Source organism: Campylobacter concisus (genome assembly GCF_003048835.2).
In the GTDB taxonomy this organism is placed as follows: domain Bacteria; phylum Campylobacterota; class Campylobacteria; order Campylobacterales; family Campylobacteraceae; genus Campylobacter_A; species Campylobacter_A concisus_D.
Map to the genome: position 1 here is coordinate 956,246 of NZ_CP060705.1, position 17,905 is coordinate 974,150.

The window sequence follows — 17,905 nt, forward strand, 5'->3', positions numbered from 1 at the left end:
GTTTTTTTGCCTTAAGAAAATATATTTTTTGCCGATTATATTGTTTTTAAACTTAGAGTAAAGAAAACAGGGCGCTATTTTCGCTTTATTTACATTTAAGAGTTAAAATTACGAAAATTAATTATTTTGGATAAAAATATGTTAAGTTTAATAAATAAAAGAATATTTTTTGCACTCTGCATTGCGCTTTTTACAGGTTGTTCTTTCACCTCAAATGAGCCTAAAACCCCACAAAATGACTATAATCAAACCGCCTCTACAAACGAAGACTTTAGCAGACAAACTTCAAGTGAGCTTTTAGACGAAGATGACGGCAGAGCAGATAAAGAATTTGGTTCATTTTTTAAAAAATACTTAAACACTAGAGCAGGGGGCGACTGCTCAGGCTTTGTCTCTATTGTAAATGCAAAATATAAAAATATGTATTTTGATGAAAAAACCATCAATAACTATTACAGCAAGGGTGGCAGGAAGTCAAAAGCCATCTATAACTTCTATGAAAGCCAAAATTTAATCACTCATAAAAATCCAAAAAAAGGCGATCTTATCTTCTTTTCAAACACTCTTGGCAAAGGCATACAAAAAAATAAAGACAAGAAAAATGTTACTCACGTTGGCATCGTAACAGCTATACTCCCAGACGAGACGGTGAAATTTATCCACAACTCTGGCGGTAGGATCATCCACAGCTATATGAATTTAAAACAAAAAAACACGCATCTAAAGGGCGACAAAGAGATAAACAGCTACGTCGTAAGATGTTCAAACGCTAGCTGCCTTGCGGCAAATAGATTTGCTGGATATGGCAAAGCTAAGTAGCCCAGCTACATTTGCACTTATCCTTTTAAATTTAGCTGCATTTTTTGGTGCCACCTTTCTGCACTCGCGTGAGTTATGGCTCGCGCTTGGCTTAAATATCTATTTTTTAGAAAAACTCTATCTATTTCAGCCTCTCACATCTATCTTTATGCACGCAGGCGCAGGTCACTTGCTCATGAATATGCTCTTTTTATACCAAGTGGGCACGATGAGCGAGCTATATCTTGGCACGAAAAGATTTATCATTTTTTATATCGTTGGTGGAGTTTTGACGCAAATTTTAAGCTTTATTTATATATATTTTGCATTTGAAAATGAGAAATTTATAAATTTAGTCGGTGCAAGCGGCGCTTTGTGTATGCTCTTTGGTATGCTGGCGACCTCGATGCTATACTCTGATAAAAAGGCGTGGTTTGGCTACTTTGCTATCGTTGTCGCCATGAGCTTTTTGCCGCTATTTATGGGCATAAATGTCGCATGGTATGCGCACTTTATAGGCTGGGGGATTGGCTGTTTGTACGCTAAATTTTACTTAAAGAGAGCAGATGAGATTTTTTGATGAGATCTGGGACATTTTAAACGAAGGCGACGTGGGGCTTAAATTTTTAAAATTTGAGCTGTTTTACGAGAAATTTAGATCAAATTTGGATATTTGCTTTGATGAAATTTCTGCGCCAAATGAGCTAACTACCCCATGCTACACTAAATTTTGTGACGTCGTTAGTATGAAAGAGCTAAACAAAAAGGTAAAGCCAAAAGATAAAAACCTAAATTTCATCCACTCAGTCGCTCACATCGAGTTTAGTGCCATTGACATCGCGCTTGATGCTTGTTATAGATTTAGAGGGCTCCCAAGGGAGTTTTATGAGGACTGGCTGGAGGTAGCTGAGGATGAGATCAGGCACTTTTGCATGATAGAAAATTTACTCACAAAACAAGGCGGCAGATACGGCGAGCTAAGCGTGCATGACGGCCTTTTTATCGCACTTCAAAAGACTTCAGACAAGCTCACTAGCCGCATGGCACTGCTACCAAGATATATGGAGGCAAACGGCCTTGACGCAAACGCTCACATCATTAAAAGGCTAGAGGGCGAGGGTGGCAATGAGGAGCTGATAAAGTGTCTAAAAGTCATCTTAAAAGAGGAAGTTTCTCACGTTTATAAGGGCGATAAGTGGTTTAAATTTGCCTGTAAAAAAGAGGGCGTCAATGAGAAAAGCTACTTTGACATCATATTAAATTTATATCCAAATTCATTTAAAAGCATTAGAGAGATCAACGAAAAGGACCGCTTAAAGGCAGGTTTTAGCGAGGAAGAGCTTAGTTGGATAAAGAATTTCTCAAAGGAGAGATCATGAGCAAAATTTACTTCATAAGGCACGCAAAAGCAGTCGATGAGAACAAAGACAGCGCAAAAGACGCTTCAAGAGAGCTTAGCCCAAAAGGAAAAGAAGACGCTAAATTTATGGCTAGCAGGCTAAAAATGTATGATGTGATGCCAGGAGCTATCTTTTCAAGTAGCGCTAAAAGAAGCGAGCAAACAGCAAAAATCATCGCTAAAACTTTAAAATTTAAAGAAAAATCCATAGAGATAAAAGATGAGCTTTACGACATAAGCTTTGAAGATCTTTTGGAGTTTGTAAGAAATTTAGATAAAAATTTAGATGAAATTTTCATCATCACGCACAATCCAAGCATAACTGAAATTTGCGAATATCTAAGCGACTCATCGATCGATAATATCCCAACTTCAGGCATTTTTTGTATAGAGTTTGAGTGTAAATTTAAAGAACTAAAAGAGGGCAGCGCAAAAGCTTTGTTCTTTGACCACCCAAAGAAACATCAAAGATAAGTTTTAGAAAAAATCGCAAATTCATTTATTGTGATCTGACACAGGCATAAAGATTTGATTTTTCAAATGCAAGTTTTGCTTTTGAACCAAAAACATTTTCTACTCAAATTTTAAAATTTATCACTCCAATTCAAATTCATATTACCAATTTTTAAAATTTAACCATTTCAAGTTCAAAACACCAAACATAAAAACAAATTTAAAATCAACCATAACTGCAATGCCAAAATATGATAAAAGGTAAAATGCAAGGTATTTTATATATTTTGTATTGAAAACTGTAATTTTCAAATTGATATTTTAAAATCTTTATTCTGCTCTTTTAAAAGTTTTAAATGACTATATTTGGCTATATTTTGCATTTTATCTTTTGTGTGATCTAAATTTATCCATTAAATTTGGTGTAAAAATATTTGTAAGAAAATTAGTTAAATTTTACACTTTTTCAAAAATTGTGAAATTTACATTTATCTTATACATAACTTAAAATTTGATCTACCCTATTTTGAAAATGGCGAGCGAGAGTTACCTTGAGCGCTTGTGCTTCTTGCTCTAAAAAGTAGCACGACCTTGAAAAGCCGCGATAAATGTAAATAAAGCACTTGCTCAAGCTGGCATTTTGGAGGCAAATTTAATCCAAAGCGAGTGTTTTTCCAAAAAACTGATAAGGTGATCATGTGCGTGCTAAATTTAAGAGCAGTAAAATAAGAATAATGCATGATTTTTGTTCTTGTGCGCCAAATATTGAAATTGCGCGTTAAATTTTGGAGTAAGGGGTTAATTTTGCCATTCAAATGCAACTTATAAAACTAAAAAATTGTTTTTGTATGTCAAAGAGTTGTCTTTTGCGTTAAATTTTTAGATTTGAGCGATCTTTCGTGCTAAATTTAAGAGCTAGTATTTAAATTTAGCGCGAAAACACGCCTGAAAACTATTTTTAAAGATAAAGTGCGTGAATTAAATTTTATCGTTAAAAAGTGTGCGGATATCTAGTGTATAGTTTTTGGGCATAAAGATCGGTGAGTCTAAAATTTCAAGCACGCCGTCATCAAATGAGAGAAATTCCACTACTCTTTGGCGCTTGTTATTGGTTTTTATGCTCATATCAGCTAGGCGCACTATCTTTACGATCTGCATTTTATCTGCCGTCCATTCACAAAAAGCTAGAAATTTAGAGTCCTTTGAAAACAAAAAGCAAGCGGACGCTCTATCGCTAAGTAAAATTTGCTCGCAGTTAGCACCATTTGTGTTTAAATTTTGATCCAATTAAATTTGCCAGCCATCGCTTTATAAATATTTAGCTCATCTTGCAAAAGCGTGTATTTTGCTTTTAGTAACCCTATTTTGGCCTCTAGTTCGCTATTTTTAGCCTCTAAAAACTGCTTTAGTTCTACCTTTCCGTAAGAGTATTTTAGCTCGTAAATTTTTGAAATTTCCTCGTAGTTTTTTATCTGCTCTTGGTAGTTTGTAAGTAGTGCTTCGTCATTTAAGTAGCCTTTGTAAAATGCGTCTATCTCGTTTAATGCGCTATTTAGTGTGCTTATGTAGTTTAGCTTTGCAAGCTCAAAATTCGCCTCGCTAACCTTTAAATTTGACTTTAGCTTGTGGTAGTTTAAAAATGGCAAATTCAAAGCGATGTTGCCATTTAGAAATTTAAGACTGAAAGCTTCCTCTTTTTTGTTGGTGCTGCTTTTGAGGCTGGCTCCTAGCGTGATGGTCGGATAGAACTCTTTTTGGCTCGCTTTGTAGTTTAAGATGCCCTCTTCTATGCGGTAAATGGCCGCTCTTAGATCAGGTCGGTTTGCTATGGTGCTTGTTGGCACATCCAGATCAACACCCACTCTTTTAACTGGACTTAGTGTGAGACCTTCAAATTTAAGCTCAAATTCTGGCCTCTCATTTAGCAAAATCCTAAGCGTTTTTTTAGCATTCACAAGCTCTTTTTTGGCACTTTCTATCTTATTTTGAGCGTTTAGTTGCTGTGAGTTTATCTGCTTTAGACTTAGCGCCTCCTCTTTGCCAAGCTCAAATTTAAGCCCAACTATCTTATTTAGCTCATTATAAATTTCTAAAATTTGCTCATAAGTTTTTATGCTCTCGTTTAGATATAAAATTTGAAAATAAGCGTCTGCTACGGAGTTTATGACGCTTAGTTTGCTAGCTTCCAGATCAAATTTGCTAGCATCTGCTTCAAACATCGCTGCGTCTTTGCTGTTCGCTAGCTTTTGCCAAAGGTCAAGCTCGTAGCTAAGCCCTATGCTTGAGCCAAAACTTCTACTAGAAGCGCCGCCCTCTTTTATGTTTTTGCTACTTCCGGCCTCAAAACCAGCATTAAAGCTTGGGATGAAATTTGCCTGCAAAACGCCAGCTTGAGCGAGCGCTTTATTTACATTTATCGCAGCTTTTGCAAGGTCGGTGTTGTTTTTAAGCGCAAGCGCTACAAGCTCATCAAGATAGCTTTGCTCATACTGCTTCCACCAAGAAGTGTCTAAATTTAGCTCACGGCTGGCGTTATCTTCAAGTAAAATTTGCTTGTAGTTTTCATCTATATTTTTAACAGCGCAACCGCTTAAAACGAGCACTAAAGCTAGGCTTAGAAATTTCATATTACTCCCTTGAAAGCGCATCTATTGGATTTAGTTTTGAGGCGTTTTTGGCAGGCATGTAGCCAAAGATGATGCCAATCGCCATCGATGTGACAAGTGCAAGCACGATCGAGCCGTTTGAAAAGATCATGCTAAAGCCGTTTAAGAAGTTGTTAAAGATGTAGCCTATCGCGTAGGATAGGACGATGCCGATGGCTCCGCCGATAAGGCAAAGTAGCACCGCCTCTATCAAAAACTGCTGCAAGATGTTGCTCTGTCTGGCTCCGATCGCCATTTTTATGCCTATCTCTTTGGTGCGCTCGGTGACTGAGACTAGCATGATATTCATGACGCCTATACCCCCAACTACGAGCGAAACGACGGCTATGCTTGAGATGAGAAGGCGCATGGTTGAGATGGTCTCTTCGATCGTTTGCTTGATACTGTCTGAGTTTCTTGTAAAAAAATCCTTTTTGCCGTGCTTGATCTCTAAAAGCTCGCTTAGGCTCTTTTCGGCGATTTGCGCATTGACGCCCTCATTTACTTTGGCGGTGACCGAGCTTATAAATTTATCTCCAGTGACCTTGTTTAGCACGGTCGTGTATGGAGCGTAAATTTTAAGCGTGCTTGAATCGCCCATCTTAAAATCATCCTTTTGCAAAACGCCGATAATGCGAAGTGGCTTTTTGTTAAAAAGTATGATCTTGCCGATAGGATCATCATTTTTAAAGATGCTATTTTTGGTGTTTTGATCGATTAGTGCGACTGAAGCTGAGTTTAAAACCTCGTCATCATCGTAAATTCTGCCCTCTTCTAGCTTTAGCCCATTTACGTCAAAGCTCCCTACCCCACCGCCTTTTAAGCTCGCACTTAGCGAGATATTTTCATAAGTTAGCACGCCTGAGGTGCTTGTATTTGGCGTGACTGAGTCTAAAAAGGACTGCTTAGCAAGCATGTTTGCATCGCTTATGGAGAGCGTTTTTACCTTGCCTGAGAGCATATCGCCAAAGCCTTTACCAGGCATGATATCGATCGTGTTTGTGCCGATCTTTCTGATACCAGCTAAAATTTGCTCCTGCGAGCCTTTGCCAAGGGCTACGACGCTAATTACCGCTGTAATGCCAATTATAATGCCAAGCATCGTTAAAAGCGATCTTAGTTTGTGCGCTAGCATCGCATTTACCGACATTTTAAAGCTCTCTATGAGCTGGTCTTTATAGTAGGTAAATTTGCTCTTTTCTGGCTGAGTTTGCTTTTTGGCCTCAAAAATTTCACTATTTTTTACATTATCACTTACGATGTTACCATCTTTTATCTCGATCACTCTACTCGCATACTCTGCGATCTTTGGGTCGTGCGTGACGATGATAATGGTGTGGCCTTTTTTGTAAAGATCAACTAAAATTTCCATCACCCTTAACCCACTTTTGCTATCAAGCGCGCCAGTTGGCTCATCAGCCAAGATGATCTCGCCGCCATTCATAAGCGCCCTTGCTATGGAGACCCTTTGCTGTTGTCCGCCTGAGAGTTTATTTGGTAAATTTTTCGCTTTTTCGCTAAGTCCAAGCGAGCCAAGAAGCTCATTAGCTCTTTTCTCTCGCTCGCTCTTGTTTGCACCTGCGTAGATGCTTGGCAGCGCCACATTTTCAAGAGCATTCATCGTGCTAAGCAGGTTATATCTTTGAAAGATAAAGCCAAATTTATCTCGTCTAAGTTTAGCAAGTGCGTCGCTATCAAATTTTGATATGTCTTTGCCATCAAGCAGATACTGCCCACCACTTGGGCTATCAAGGCAGCCAAGGATGTTCATCAGGGTTGATTTGCCAGAGCCAGACTGACCGATGATGGCTATAAACTCACCCTTTTTTATCTCTAAATTTATGCCATGCAGGATCTCTATCTCATTGTCGCCTAGCTTAAAGCTTTTAGTGATGTTTTTTAGGCTTATCACTTAAAACTTCTTATGTTCTTTTGCGATCATCTTAGCGATCTCGCTTGATGAGCCTTGAGATGTGATGATCTCATCGCCTTCGTTTATACCGCTGATGATCTGTGTATCGAGATTGTCTTTTATGCCAGTTTTGACCGCTGTTTTTACTGGCTTGCCATCTTTTAGCAGATAGACAAAAGTGCCGTTTTCATCTTTTTTGATGCCGATGCTTGGTACGATGATGGCGTCCTCGACGTTTGCTATTAAAAGCTCATTTTGTGTGGTCATGCCTATTCTTAAAATACCATCTTTATTATCAACGATGCTTTGCGCGTAGTAATAAACCGCCGAGCTGCTGCTTGAGCTACTTGAGTATGAAGACTTACTGCTGCTACTTGAGCCGTAGCTACCATCACTTAGTGTGGTAAGCCCCGGGTCGATCGAGCTAACAGTCGTTTGAAATTTCTTCGTTGGCTCAGAGAGGATCGAGTACTCAACAGGCGTGCCGACTTTGATCTTTGTGATGTCGCCTTCTGCTATTTGCATCTTCATCTTTACATGGCTAAGATTAGCGATATTTACGATAGTTGGCGTAGTTTGGTTGGCATTTACAGTCTGACCCTCCTCAACTTGCACGCTTACAACAGTGCCGTCTCTTGGAGCGGTGATCTTTGTGTAGCCTAAATTTATCTTAGCGGTGCTTAGCTCGATATTTGTCTGCTTGATCTGCGCTTCAAGCTCTTTTATCTTTGCGCTATTTGCACTATATGTGTTTTTTGCGCTTTCAAATTCTTGCTTTGAGGTGGCATTTTTGGCAAAAAGTGCATTTTCTCTATCAAACTGCGTTTTAGCGATATTTAGAGCCACTTTTGCGCTTTCTAGCTGGGCTTTGTAGATGGCAAGCTGAGCTTCTTTATTATCGATGCTATTTTGCTGGGTTGAGCTATCGATACTTGCGATCATATCGCCCTTTTTTACCTGATCTCCAAGCTTAACATAGAGCTTTTTTATCTGACCGCTCACCTGAGCTCCCACGTCGATTAGCTCGGTGGCGAAAATTTCTCCAGTCGCATCGACCTTTTTGCTAAATGAGCCCTTCTTTGCCTTTTTGGTGATAAACTCCACCTTTTCATCTTTTGCCTTAAAAAATTTATCGTAGGCAAAGTATCCACCGACGCCTAAAATAAGCAGGATTATTAAAATTTTAGTTTTTTTCATCGCTTCTCTTTGTAAAAAATTGGTAAATTCTACTTCACAAGAGTAAATACTCTTTAAGCTTCCTCTTTTGCCATGCCAGCCTCTATCAAAAACCTGCTTGGCTGATAATTGACCTTCTTTATCTTGTCGTATTTTGCATAGCTTAGATAAAGCTCATCTTTAGCCCTTGTTACTGCTACGTAAAAGAGCCGCCTCTCCTCTTCTAGGCTGCCGCCCATGCTCATTAGCTTTAAATTTGGAAAGCGGTTTTGCGCGAGATCTACTATGAAAACTTGGTCAAACTCAAGCCCCTTGCTCGCATGCACGCTAAGCAAGCTAACGCCCTGCCCTTCGCTCATCTCGTTGCTTCCAAGGGCTAAGAAGTTGTAAAATTTGCTGATATCTTGATACTTTTTAGCTAGCTCGCTTAGTACCACGCTCTTTGCCATTATGCGCTCTTTGACCTCTTCTTTGAGCGCGAGATCAACATTGCCATTTTTTAGAGTTGCCCTTTTTGTGCTGATGTTTTCGACGATTAACGAGTAAATTTTGCTAGTTTTTATCTCATTTATCATCGTGGCTGGCTTTGAGATATTTCTCATGCCTCTTAAAAAGTTGTAAATTTCATATAAAAACTGTGCCCCACTCTCGCTTAGCTTTTGCAGTTTTAGCACAGGGTGTCCTAGAAATTTATCGCTAAAGCCAAGTTTAGAAAACCTCGAAACCTCGGCAAATTCATCAAGGTCGTCAAAAAGGCCAAGCTGGTAGTTTCGCCTTTTGTTTGATGAGATATTTACGCTCTCGTCTGGCTCAACTATCCCTTTTATCAAATTTCCATGCCCAAGCTTAAGCAGTGCGTCAAAAATTTCCTTGCTAACTGCGCTACCAACGCCTTTTGCGTATTCGCAGATGTGGATAAATGCCATTATATCTTTTGGATTGACATAAATTCCCATGATATCGATGAGCGCCTTGATCTCGCGGCTCTCAAAGAAGCTCACCCCACCCTTTCGCTTTGAGCCGATACCTCGCTCTTTTAGCGCGACCTCGATGCCATCGGCTGATGAGTTATTTCTAAAAATTATGGCGATATTTTCTCTATTAAATGGCGAAAATGAGATGATATCGGCGATATTTTGATACTGGTCAAAAAGCTCGTTATAGACAAGCAACCTTGGAGGCTTAAAATTTCCCTCGCGGCTAACTGTGAGGTGCTTTTCATAAAGCCTTGGATTGTTGTTTATGACCTTGTTTGCAAGGGCAAGTATGCTTGAGCTTGAGCGGTAATTTACATTTAAAGCGTAGATATTTGCGTTTGGGAAGCGATCTTTAAATGAGCCTATGATCTCGATATTTGCGCCGTTAAATGCGTAAATGCTCTGGTCAAAATCGCCCACACAAAATAGGCTCTTTGTCTTAAATGCGTCTATGAGGCTGCCTTGAAGGGTGTTTGTATCTTGATACTCGTCGATCAAAATTTCATCATAAGCTAAATTTGCCCCATTTTTTAGCTCGTCGCGCATTTTTATAAGAAGGTCGTTAAAATCAGCGTAAGAAAATTTAGCCTTTTCGGCCTCAAACTCCTCTAAGACATCTTCATAAATTTCAGCATAAACGCCCTGCTCTTCGCTCTTTGCGCTTATCCATTTGCCAAAAGTTGTGCCTTGCTCGCTGTTTTGAAATAGCGAATAAAGGTCGTATAGATAGGCTCCGCCGTAAGGCTTGACGTCGCTTAAATGGTAAAATTTACGCCTCTCAACAAGACTTTTTAAAAGCGTCTTTAGCTCGCTAGGCTGCTTTAGCGTGACGCCTTTATCAAGACTTTTTAAAAGCGAAAATGAGACCGAGTGAAAGGTGCCTGCGGTGATTTTTGAGGTGATTTGTTTATCAAAATACCTATTTAAACGTTCTATCATCTCGCTGGCTGCTTTGTTTGTAAAGGTTAGAAGCAAAATTTTCTCTGGCGCAACGCCTAAATTCAAAAGATGAGCTATGCGTGCGACTATGGTGCTAGTCTTGCCAGTGCCAGCTGAAGCGATGATGAGATTGTGTCCAAATGGCGCAGTTGCGGCGGTGTATTGTTCTTTGTTTAACCTAGATAAGGGCATGTCTTCCTCTTTTTTAAAAAGGTCTAATTATAGCTACTTAAACTTTAACAGCTATAATCACGCCGATGAAAAAGTTTAAATTTCTAAAATTTCTTGCCCTATTTTTGGCTCTAATGGTCGGTATTTTTTTGATACTGGATCAAATTTATCCACTAAATTTAGACACACTAAAAAAAGACGAAGCCAAAATTTTGCTTGATAAAAATGGCGAGATCATAAATATGAAGCTTAGCAGCGACGGAATTTGGAGATTTCACGAGCAAAGCTTTCCAAATTCGCTAAAACAATGCGTCGTGCTTTTTGAAGATAGATACTTTTACTACCATTTTGGCGTAAATTTTGCCTCCATTTTTAGAGCGTTTTTTCACAACCTAAGAAGCGACAACCGCATAGGGGCTAGCACTATTACGATGCAAGTAGCCAGGATGCTGGAGCCTGGAGATCGAAGCTATAAAAATAAGATAAAAGAAATTTTTAGAGCATTTCAGCTCGAGCTTCACTTTAGCAAGGATGAAATTTTAAATTTATACCTAAATTTAGCCCCATATGGCGGCAATATCGAGGGAGCAAAGGCGGCAAGCTTCTTTTACTTTGGCAAAGAGCTAAACGAGCTTAGCTACGCTCAGGCCGCACTTTTAAGCACGATCCCTAAAAATCCAAATAAAAATAGACTTGACCGCGTCTCAAACATAAACGCCCTAAAAAACAGGGTCATAAAGATGCTTTACAAGGCAAATTTAATCGATCTTAGTGCCTTTAAAAGGGCTCAAGCTGAGCCATTTAAAAATGTAAGGATAAGAGCCGTCGTAAATGCAGGCGACTACGCAAATGTCGCTTTTAAAAACCAAATCGCAAAGGCAAGTTTGGATCTAAATTTGCAAAAAGATATGCTTAAAATTTTAAAAGATGCGATGTTTTCGCTAAAGGCTAAAAATGCAAATAATGCCGCAGCCGTGGTCATCGACAATAAAAAAATGAGCGTTGTTGCATTTATCGGCTCGCATGATGAGCGTGCGCGTGATGGCAAAAACTCTGCCCTAAATATGAAACGAAACACCGGCAGCACGCTAAAGCCTTTTATCTACTCGCTTGCACTTGATAGCGGGCTTATCACGCCAAATTCCCAGCTAATTGACACGCAAATTTATGTAAATGAATATGTACCAAAGAACTTTAGTAATGACTTTTTGGGGCTTGTAAGCGCAAAAGACGCTCTGAATTTTAGCCTAAATATCCCAGTTATAAATTTAGACTTAAAGCTAAAAGACAACTCGCTTTATGAGCTGCTTGAAAAGGTAAATTTAGTTGATGAAAACAAGGAATTTTACGGCTCTTCGATAGTTTTAGGTAGTGCTGAGATGAGCCTGCTTGATCTTGCGCATCTTTATACAATATACGCAAATGAGGGCGTTTATAGGCCGCTTGAGTTTGCTGGGAAAAACTATAAAAATGAAGATAAAAACATAACCCTCATCTCGCCTCAAAGCGCCTATCTAACCGCTAAAATGATGAGCGAGGCCTCAAGGTCATATCTAAAAAATGCTTGGCAATACGCGCAAAACACGCCAAAGATCGCCTTTAAAACAGGCACAAGTGCAAACTCACGCGATCTTTACGCCATAGGAGTTGATGAGGACTACACAATAGCTGTCTGGGTGGGCAACTTTAACGCCGAAAAAACTGACAAGCTAACTGGGCTAAATGACGTTTCAAAGATCGTTTTTGACATGTTTAAGATCACGGCGCAAAGGCAAAATTTAGAGTTTATGAGCGAGCCAGAGGGCATCGAAAAAGTGCCAACCTGCCTTGATGCTTTTAGCTATGAAACATGCAAAAAAACGGCGCTTGATGATAGGATAGTTGGAGTTAAACTGCAAGATAAGTGCGAGAGTTTAAGGGGCGAGGAGCTTGAGTTTTTGATAAAAAATGGCTTTTTAGACAAAAATGGGGTCAAAAATAGCCCTTGTGCTGAAGTCTTTAAAGATAAAAAGCCAGTTTTTGCCTATCCGTATGACGGCGAAGAGATCGTGACAGATGAAAATGTAACACAAATTATGCTAAAATGCTACGCGTTTTTAGGTGATGAAATTTACCTAAAAGTGGATGATTTGAACTTTTCTAAGATAGAAAATGCAAGTGAAAAAAGGCTAGATCTAACTCTTGGCGAGCACACTTTAAAATGCCTTGATCAAAACTCAAATCAAAGTGAAATAACAATAAAACTAAGGAGATAAAATGCAGCAAAAAGCGCTACTTCTAGCACTTTTAGGAGCAGTAAATTTATATGCTTTAAGTCTAAATGGCAATGTCGAGGTGAAGTCGCCTTTAAGCGTGGAATTTGGGCTAGAAGATGATGTTAGCAAAAATCTCATAGGCACACTAAGCGAGAAAAAGATTATCTCGTGCGAGCCAGCACTAAGTGGCACGGTGAAATTTAACGCTCAAAGCCTTACACTTTTTACAAAAGATATGCACGCAGGTGCTGAATATAGCTGTAAGTTAGAAAATGGCAGTAGCGCTAGCTTTGAGACGAAAGAATTTGCGCTTGAGAAGATAGAAAAGCTCACTGATAGTAAATTTATCCTTAAATTTAATGACGAAGTTAGTGAAGAGCTTGTGAAAAAAATAGCCGTAAAAGGCGCAAGCTTTAACGCCTTGCAGCTCTCTCAAAACAGCTTTGAGCTTGATCTTGATAAAAATATAAGCGAGCCTGTTTTTGAGTTTGGAGAAAATTTTGAGAGTAAATTTGGCGCTAAGCTTGCAGGCGATGGCGTGGTGAAATTTAGTGAGCAAGTAAGCAGTGAGAGCGTAAATATAAATGCCGAAGCTAAAAGCTTTGAGATAGCTAAAATCTATCCAGCAAGCCTAGATAACGGCATCTTGGCATTTAGAATTTATCTAAAAGAGTGGCTAAGTGACGATAATAATCTAAAGAAATTTATAAAGATCAAAGGCGTAAAAAGCTTTAGCATAAGCGACGTGTCATATAAAAATGATGATGAGAACGGCGCGCCAAATTCTGAGCTTGATGGGTATGATTATTACATCGATATCACAAGCGATGAGTTTAAACCACAAAATAGCTACGAGATCACGATAAAACCGGGCTTTGGAGACGATAGAAATGTCGTAAGAGAGGCTAAAACCTACGAGGTGGTCGCTAGTAACTTCACTCCATTTGCAAATTTCACAAATGAAGAGCCTTATATCTCAAGCGTTGGCGAGATCGGCATTAGAAGTGCAAATTTACCTGAGCTAAATGTGAGCGTTGAAAAGTTAAGCGATCAAAATTTTAGATACTTTTTAAATTTCAACGACAATAGCGAAGATTTAAGCAACTTTAGCTCAAAAGTAGCAAGCAAAAGCTACAAGCTAGAAGGTGCATTAAACGAAATTTCACTAAATAAGATCAAACTTGACTTTGCAGGAGCAGGAGACGGAGTTTATAAGATAAGCTTAAACTACGGCAAAGATAAGAGCGTCTCAAAGGTCGTCTATCTAAGCGACATCGCCATAAATGCAAAGCTTGGCAAGGATGAAATTTTTGTCTTTGCAAACCGCCTTGGCGAAAACACAATGCTACCAAACGCAAATGTAAAAATTTATGGCAAAAGAAACGAAGAGATCGCAGTTGGCGCGACAAATGATGTTGGCGTCTTTAAATTTAACAAAAAAGATATCTACAAAGAGATCTCATCAGTCGTCGTCTCACTTAGCAAGGAGCAAAATTTCCTCATCATAAAAGATGGCGAAGCGCTAAATGAGGCAAAGCTCATCAGTCAAAATCCAAGCGAGAACATCGATGCTTACACACATTTTGCCTCAAATATCATAAGACCAAACGAAAGCTTAAAAGGAGCAATTTATCTAAGAGATAGGGACTTTAACCCGCTTAAAAATATGCCAGTTAAGATCAAATTTATCGATCCGCAAGGCAAAAGTAGCGCCCAGATCACGCAAAATACAAATGATGTTGGCATGATAAATTTCGAAAAAGAAATTTTAAGCGATCTAAGCGGTAGATTTAACATGCAGATAATCTACGCTAGCAAAGTGATAGCGAGTGTGCCATTTTACGTCGAGAGCTTCGTGCCAAACAAGATAAAAAATAACATAGCCATAGATGCGGATAAATTCTTTGCAAACGAGCTAGTAAAGGTAAATTTAACAAGTAGTTATCTTTTTGGCGGAGCAGCTAGCGACTTAGCTGGCAGTATGCAGGTTAGCTTCTTTGATGATGAGTATAAAAATAGCGAATTTAAAGAGTATAAATTTAAAAACGACACTCTAAAAGCGGCTGCCTATCCAAGCATAGAAAATGATCTAACTCTTTCAAAAGATGGCAAATCAAGCCAGATGATAGATCTTAGCTTTAACACCAAAAACGCACCATCAATAATAAAAGGTGTCATAAATTTCAACGTAAATGACGATGGCAAAAACGTAAGTGACGCAAAAAGCTTTACGCTCTATCCTTATAAAGATATGGTTGGCATCGCTGCTAGCACGGCATTTGCTGATCCAAATGAAGATGTAAAGATAAGAACAGTAGTTATTGATATGTCAAGCCAAAAGGCAGTGAAGTCAAATTTGAAATTTGATATAAAACGTGTCTCATGGCAGTATCAAAGGGACGCAAACGGCTATATAAAATGGATCCAAACACTTGAAGATGTGGATAGCTTTTATAAAAATAGTGGCGAGTTTAGCTATAAATTTACGCAAAGTGGCTCATACGTCATCACTGCTACAAATTTAGTAAGTGGTGCGAGCACGAGCCTTGATATGGACGTGAGCGGCTACAACTACTCAACCCTAGCACCTACAAAAGAGCTTAGCAAGTCTCAGATCAAGCTAAACAAAAGTGTCTATAAAAAAGGCGACGAGCTAAGCGCAGACATAAGCTCAGCCATAAAAGAAGGCATCGCGCTTGTCACGCTTGAAGATGCAGGTGTCAAAGCCTACAAGGTCGTCAAGATCAAAAACAACTCAGCAAACGTTAAATTTAAGCTCGACTTTGACTTTAGTGGCCTTTATGTGAGCGCAAATATCTACCGCATGACTGACACTGGGCTAACTCCGTTTAGAACCTACGGCAAGGTCTATGCAAACGGCGATAAATCTTCAAGAAAGATAGAGCTTACTCTTAATGCGCCAAAAAGTGCAAAGAGCGATGAAAATATCAAAATTTCACTAAAAACAAAGCCAAAAGCTTATGTAAATTTATTTATTACAGATGTTGGCGTGCTTGATATCACTTCGCAAAAACCAGCCGATCCGCTTAAGTTTTTTGACAAAATTTTACCTGATGGCGTCTTTGACTACGACATTTACAATATGCTCACAAACTACAAGGTCGAGGGCAAAACGCTAAGCTTTGGCGGTGATGCCGCGGCGATGGCTGTGGCGGCAAAAATGGCAAAACACGCAAGCCCAGTTGATAGCAAAAATGTAAAAACTTATGCAAATTTAGTGAGCCTTCAAGCAGACGACAAAGGCGAAATTTCATACGAATTTAAAACACCAAATGGCTTTAACGGCGCAGTTAGAGTAGATGCTGTGGCAAATGACGCAACTGCAATGAATGCCGTAAATAGCGAGATAAAAGTAAAAGATGATGTGATTATTAAGCCAAGCGCTTTAGTTTATCTTTTAAAAGGCGATGAATTAAGCGCAAATTTAAGGCTTATAAATACGACAAATACGGACAAAAACCTTACTATAAACATCGTAGCAAGTAAAAATTTAAACATCAAAACGCAAGAAAAAGCTAACCTAAAGCCGCTTGAAAACAAGGCGTTTGTGCTTAAAATTTCAGCCCTTGAAACAGGTGCTGGCGAATACAATATAACAGTAAGCGACAAAAATAGCTCAAAAATGCTTCAAAATTTACTAGACGTCATTAGTCCTTATACGATCAGCACCTACGCAAAGAGCAGTGTCTTTGACAAAGAGAGTAAAATTTCACTTCCAAAAGGCTATCAGGATGTGAGTGTTGATGCGTCAAGCTCGGCCTCAAGCGTGCTTTTAGCAGCTTCAAAGAATTTAGTAGAGTATCCTTACGGATGCGCGGAGCAAAGGAGTTCAAGACTGCTTGCGCTTTTAAATTTAAAACCAAAAGATGAGCTTGAAAAAAATGACCAAAAGAGATTTATCGTTAGCGGCATAGATGAGCTAGTTAAGATGCAAAAACCAGATGGTAGCTTTGGCTACTGGAGCGATCTAGGCGAGACAAATGCATTTGCAAGTATCTTTGCAACTGATGTTTTACTTGATCTTAGCGAGGCTGGATATGAGGTAAGCAATGGCGTCAAACAAAATGCGCTAAACTCTCTCTTAAAATACGCAAATAACGACCTTGAGGCACTTTACGCTCTTTATGTAAGCTCACGTGCAAATATGGCTGACAGATCGATCTTAAATAAAATTTACGACGACAAAGCCTACAATAAAACAGCACTAAGTAAATACCTAATGGCAGCAGCTCTAAAGCTAAACGGCCTAAATGACGAGGCAAAGGTCGCGCTAAAAGATATCAAAAATGCTAAAACAAGCGAAGAAAATGCATCTGATTTTAGCTCAAAAGTAAGAGATAACGCCTTTATCTTATACTTGCACGCAAAATACTTTGAGAAAAACGACTACTCAGACGACCTTGCAAATTTCTTGATAGTAAATTTAAATGAGCTAAGCTCAACGCAAGAGCGTGCATTTGCCCTTAGAGCGCTAAATGCATACTTTGGCAAAGATAACGGTGAGAAAAATAACAAATTTAAGCTTAGCTACAACGGCGAAAGTAAAGAATTTGACGGTCTTTTAAGCACGTCATTTACCACAAAAAATGGCGAATTTAGCATCGCTCCACTAGGCTCAAACAAGCTCTACGCAACTATATTAAGCTACGCTTACTTGCCGCTTGATATTAGGCATAAGATCGAGCCAAAAGAGCTTGATATCTACCGCGTCTTTGTCGATGAAAAAGGCAAAGAGCTAGATCTAAATAGTCTAAAAGTAAATGACGTCATCTACTCAAAAGTGGTGATAAACTCAAAAACAATGGTCAGAAACGGCGTGATAAACGAGATCGTAAGTAGTTGCTTTGAGCCGATAAATGAAAATTTAAGCAACTTTAGCAAGAGCTTAAAAAACAGCTTACAAGTTGAGTATAAAAGCATAAAAGATGACCGCGTGCTAAGCTTTTACACTCTAAGTAGCGACGAAAAAGACGCCGTGCTTTACACACCTTATAGAGTAAGACTTGGCGGTAAATGTTCTCTTGGTGCAGTCACAACTGAAAATATGTACAACGAAAGACAAAACGACTACGACCTAGCCGTGAGAAGCTTTAACGTTAAATAGCTATTTAAACTCTGGGGCGTTTAACCGCCCCAAGCCCATATTTCCCCACTTTTGC

Annotated in this window: 11 protein-coding genes; 6 read left to right on the top strand and 5 right to left on the bottom strand. The window is 39.1% G+C overall.

Annotation, left to right across the window (positions count from 1 at the left end):
* The first annotated feature begins 138 nt into the window (after positions 1 to 138).
* Genes CVT08_RS04780 through CVT08_RS04795 form a run of 4 tightly spaced genes read left to right on the top strand, consistent with a single transcriptional unit; the run spans position 139 to position 2,671 of the window.
* Entirely contained in the window at positions 139 to 819 is a 681-nt protein-coding gene (locus CVT08_RS04780; protein WP_107857000.1) for an NlpC/P60 family protein, read from the top strand.
* A complete protein-coding gene (locus tag CVT08_RS04785; protein ID WP_107856999.1) occupies positions 803 to 1,378 on the top strand; it encodes a rhomboid family intramembrane serine protease in 576 nt (191 codons plus the stop codon). The genes CVT08_RS04780 and CVT08_RS04785 overlap by 17 nt, the downstream gene beginning before the upstream one ends.
* On the top strand, positions 1,365 to 2,177 hold the full coding sequence (locus CVT08_RS04790; RefSeq protein WP_107856998.1) for a ferritin-like domain-containing protein: 813 nt from the start codon (positions 1,365 to 1,367) through the stop codon (positions 2,175 to 2,177). The genes CVT08_RS04785 and CVT08_RS04790 overlap by 14 nt, the downstream gene beginning before the upstream one ends.
* Positions 2,174 to 2,671, top strand: coding sequence for a SixA phosphatase family protein (locus CVT08_RS04795; protein WP_107856997.1), 498 nt, complete (start codon positions 2,174 to 2,176; stop codon positions 2,669 to 2,671). The genes CVT08_RS04790 and CVT08_RS04795 overlap by 4 nt, the downstream gene beginning before the upstream one ends.
* A gap of 957 nt (positions 2,672 to 3,628) precedes the next feature.
* Here the strand turns inward: CVT08_RS04795 and CVT08_RS04800 are convergent.
* The 5 genes from CVT08_RS04800 to CVT08_RS04820 are packed head-to-tail and all read right to left on the bottom strand — an operon-like array spanning position 3,629 to position 10,491.
* Positions 3,629 to 3,937 (bottom strand): hypothetical protein, encoded by a 309-nt coding sequence (locus CVT08_RS04800; RefSeq protein ID WP_230855960.1) that lies wholly within the window; start codon positions 3,935 to 3,937, stop codon positions 3,629 to 3,631.
* On the bottom strand, positions 3,922 to 5,277 hold the full coding sequence (locus CVT08_RS04805) for a TolC family protein (protein WP_107856175.1): 1,356 nt from the start codon (positions 5,275 to 5,277) through the stop codon (positions 3,922 to 3,924). Before CVT08_RS04805 ends, CVT08_RS04800 begins: the two co-directional genes overlap by 16 nt.
* 1 nt (position 5,278) lies before the next feature.
* The gene (locus CVT08_RS04810) at positions 5,279 to 7,207 is read right to left on the bottom strand and encodes a MacB family efflux pump subunit (protein WP_107856176.1); all 1,929 of its coding nucleotides are present in this window, start codon (positions 7,205 to 7,207) and stop codon (positions 5,279 to 5,281) included.
* Positions 7,208 to 8,404: an efflux RND transporter periplasmic adaptor subunit gene (locus CVT08_RS04815; RefSeq protein ID WP_107856177.1), complete on the bottom strand. Its 1,197-nt coding sequence runs from the start codon at positions 8,402 to 8,404 to the stop codon at positions 7,208 to 7,210.
* 53 nt (positions 8,405 to 8,457) lie between these two features.
* A complete protein-coding gene (locus CVT08_RS04820; protein ID WP_107856178.1) occupies positions 8,458 to 10,491 on the bottom strand; it encodes an ATP-dependent helicase in 2,034 nt (677 codons plus the stop codon).
* Positions 10,492 to 10,556: 65 nt separating this feature from the next.
* Between CVT08_RS04820 and pbpC the strand changes: the two genes are divergently transcribed.
* Both pbpC and CVT08_RS04830 read left to right on the top strand, forming a co-directional pair.
* Positions 10,557 to 12,725 carry a penicillin-binding protein 1C gene (gene pbpC, locus CVT08_RS04825; protein WP_107856179.1) on the top strand — a complete coding sequence of 723 codons (2,169 nt, stop codon included), beginning with the start codon at positions 10,557 to 10,559 and terminating at the stop codon, positions 12,723 to 12,725.
* 1 nt (position 12,726) lies between these two features.
* On the top strand, positions 12,727 to 17,850 hold the full coding sequence (locus CVT08_RS04830; RefSeq protein ID WP_107856180.1) for an alpha-2-macroglobulin family protein: 5,124 nt from the start codon (positions 12,727 to 12,729) through the stop codon (positions 17,848 to 17,850).
* Positions 17,851 to 17,905: the final 55 nt, after the last annotated feature.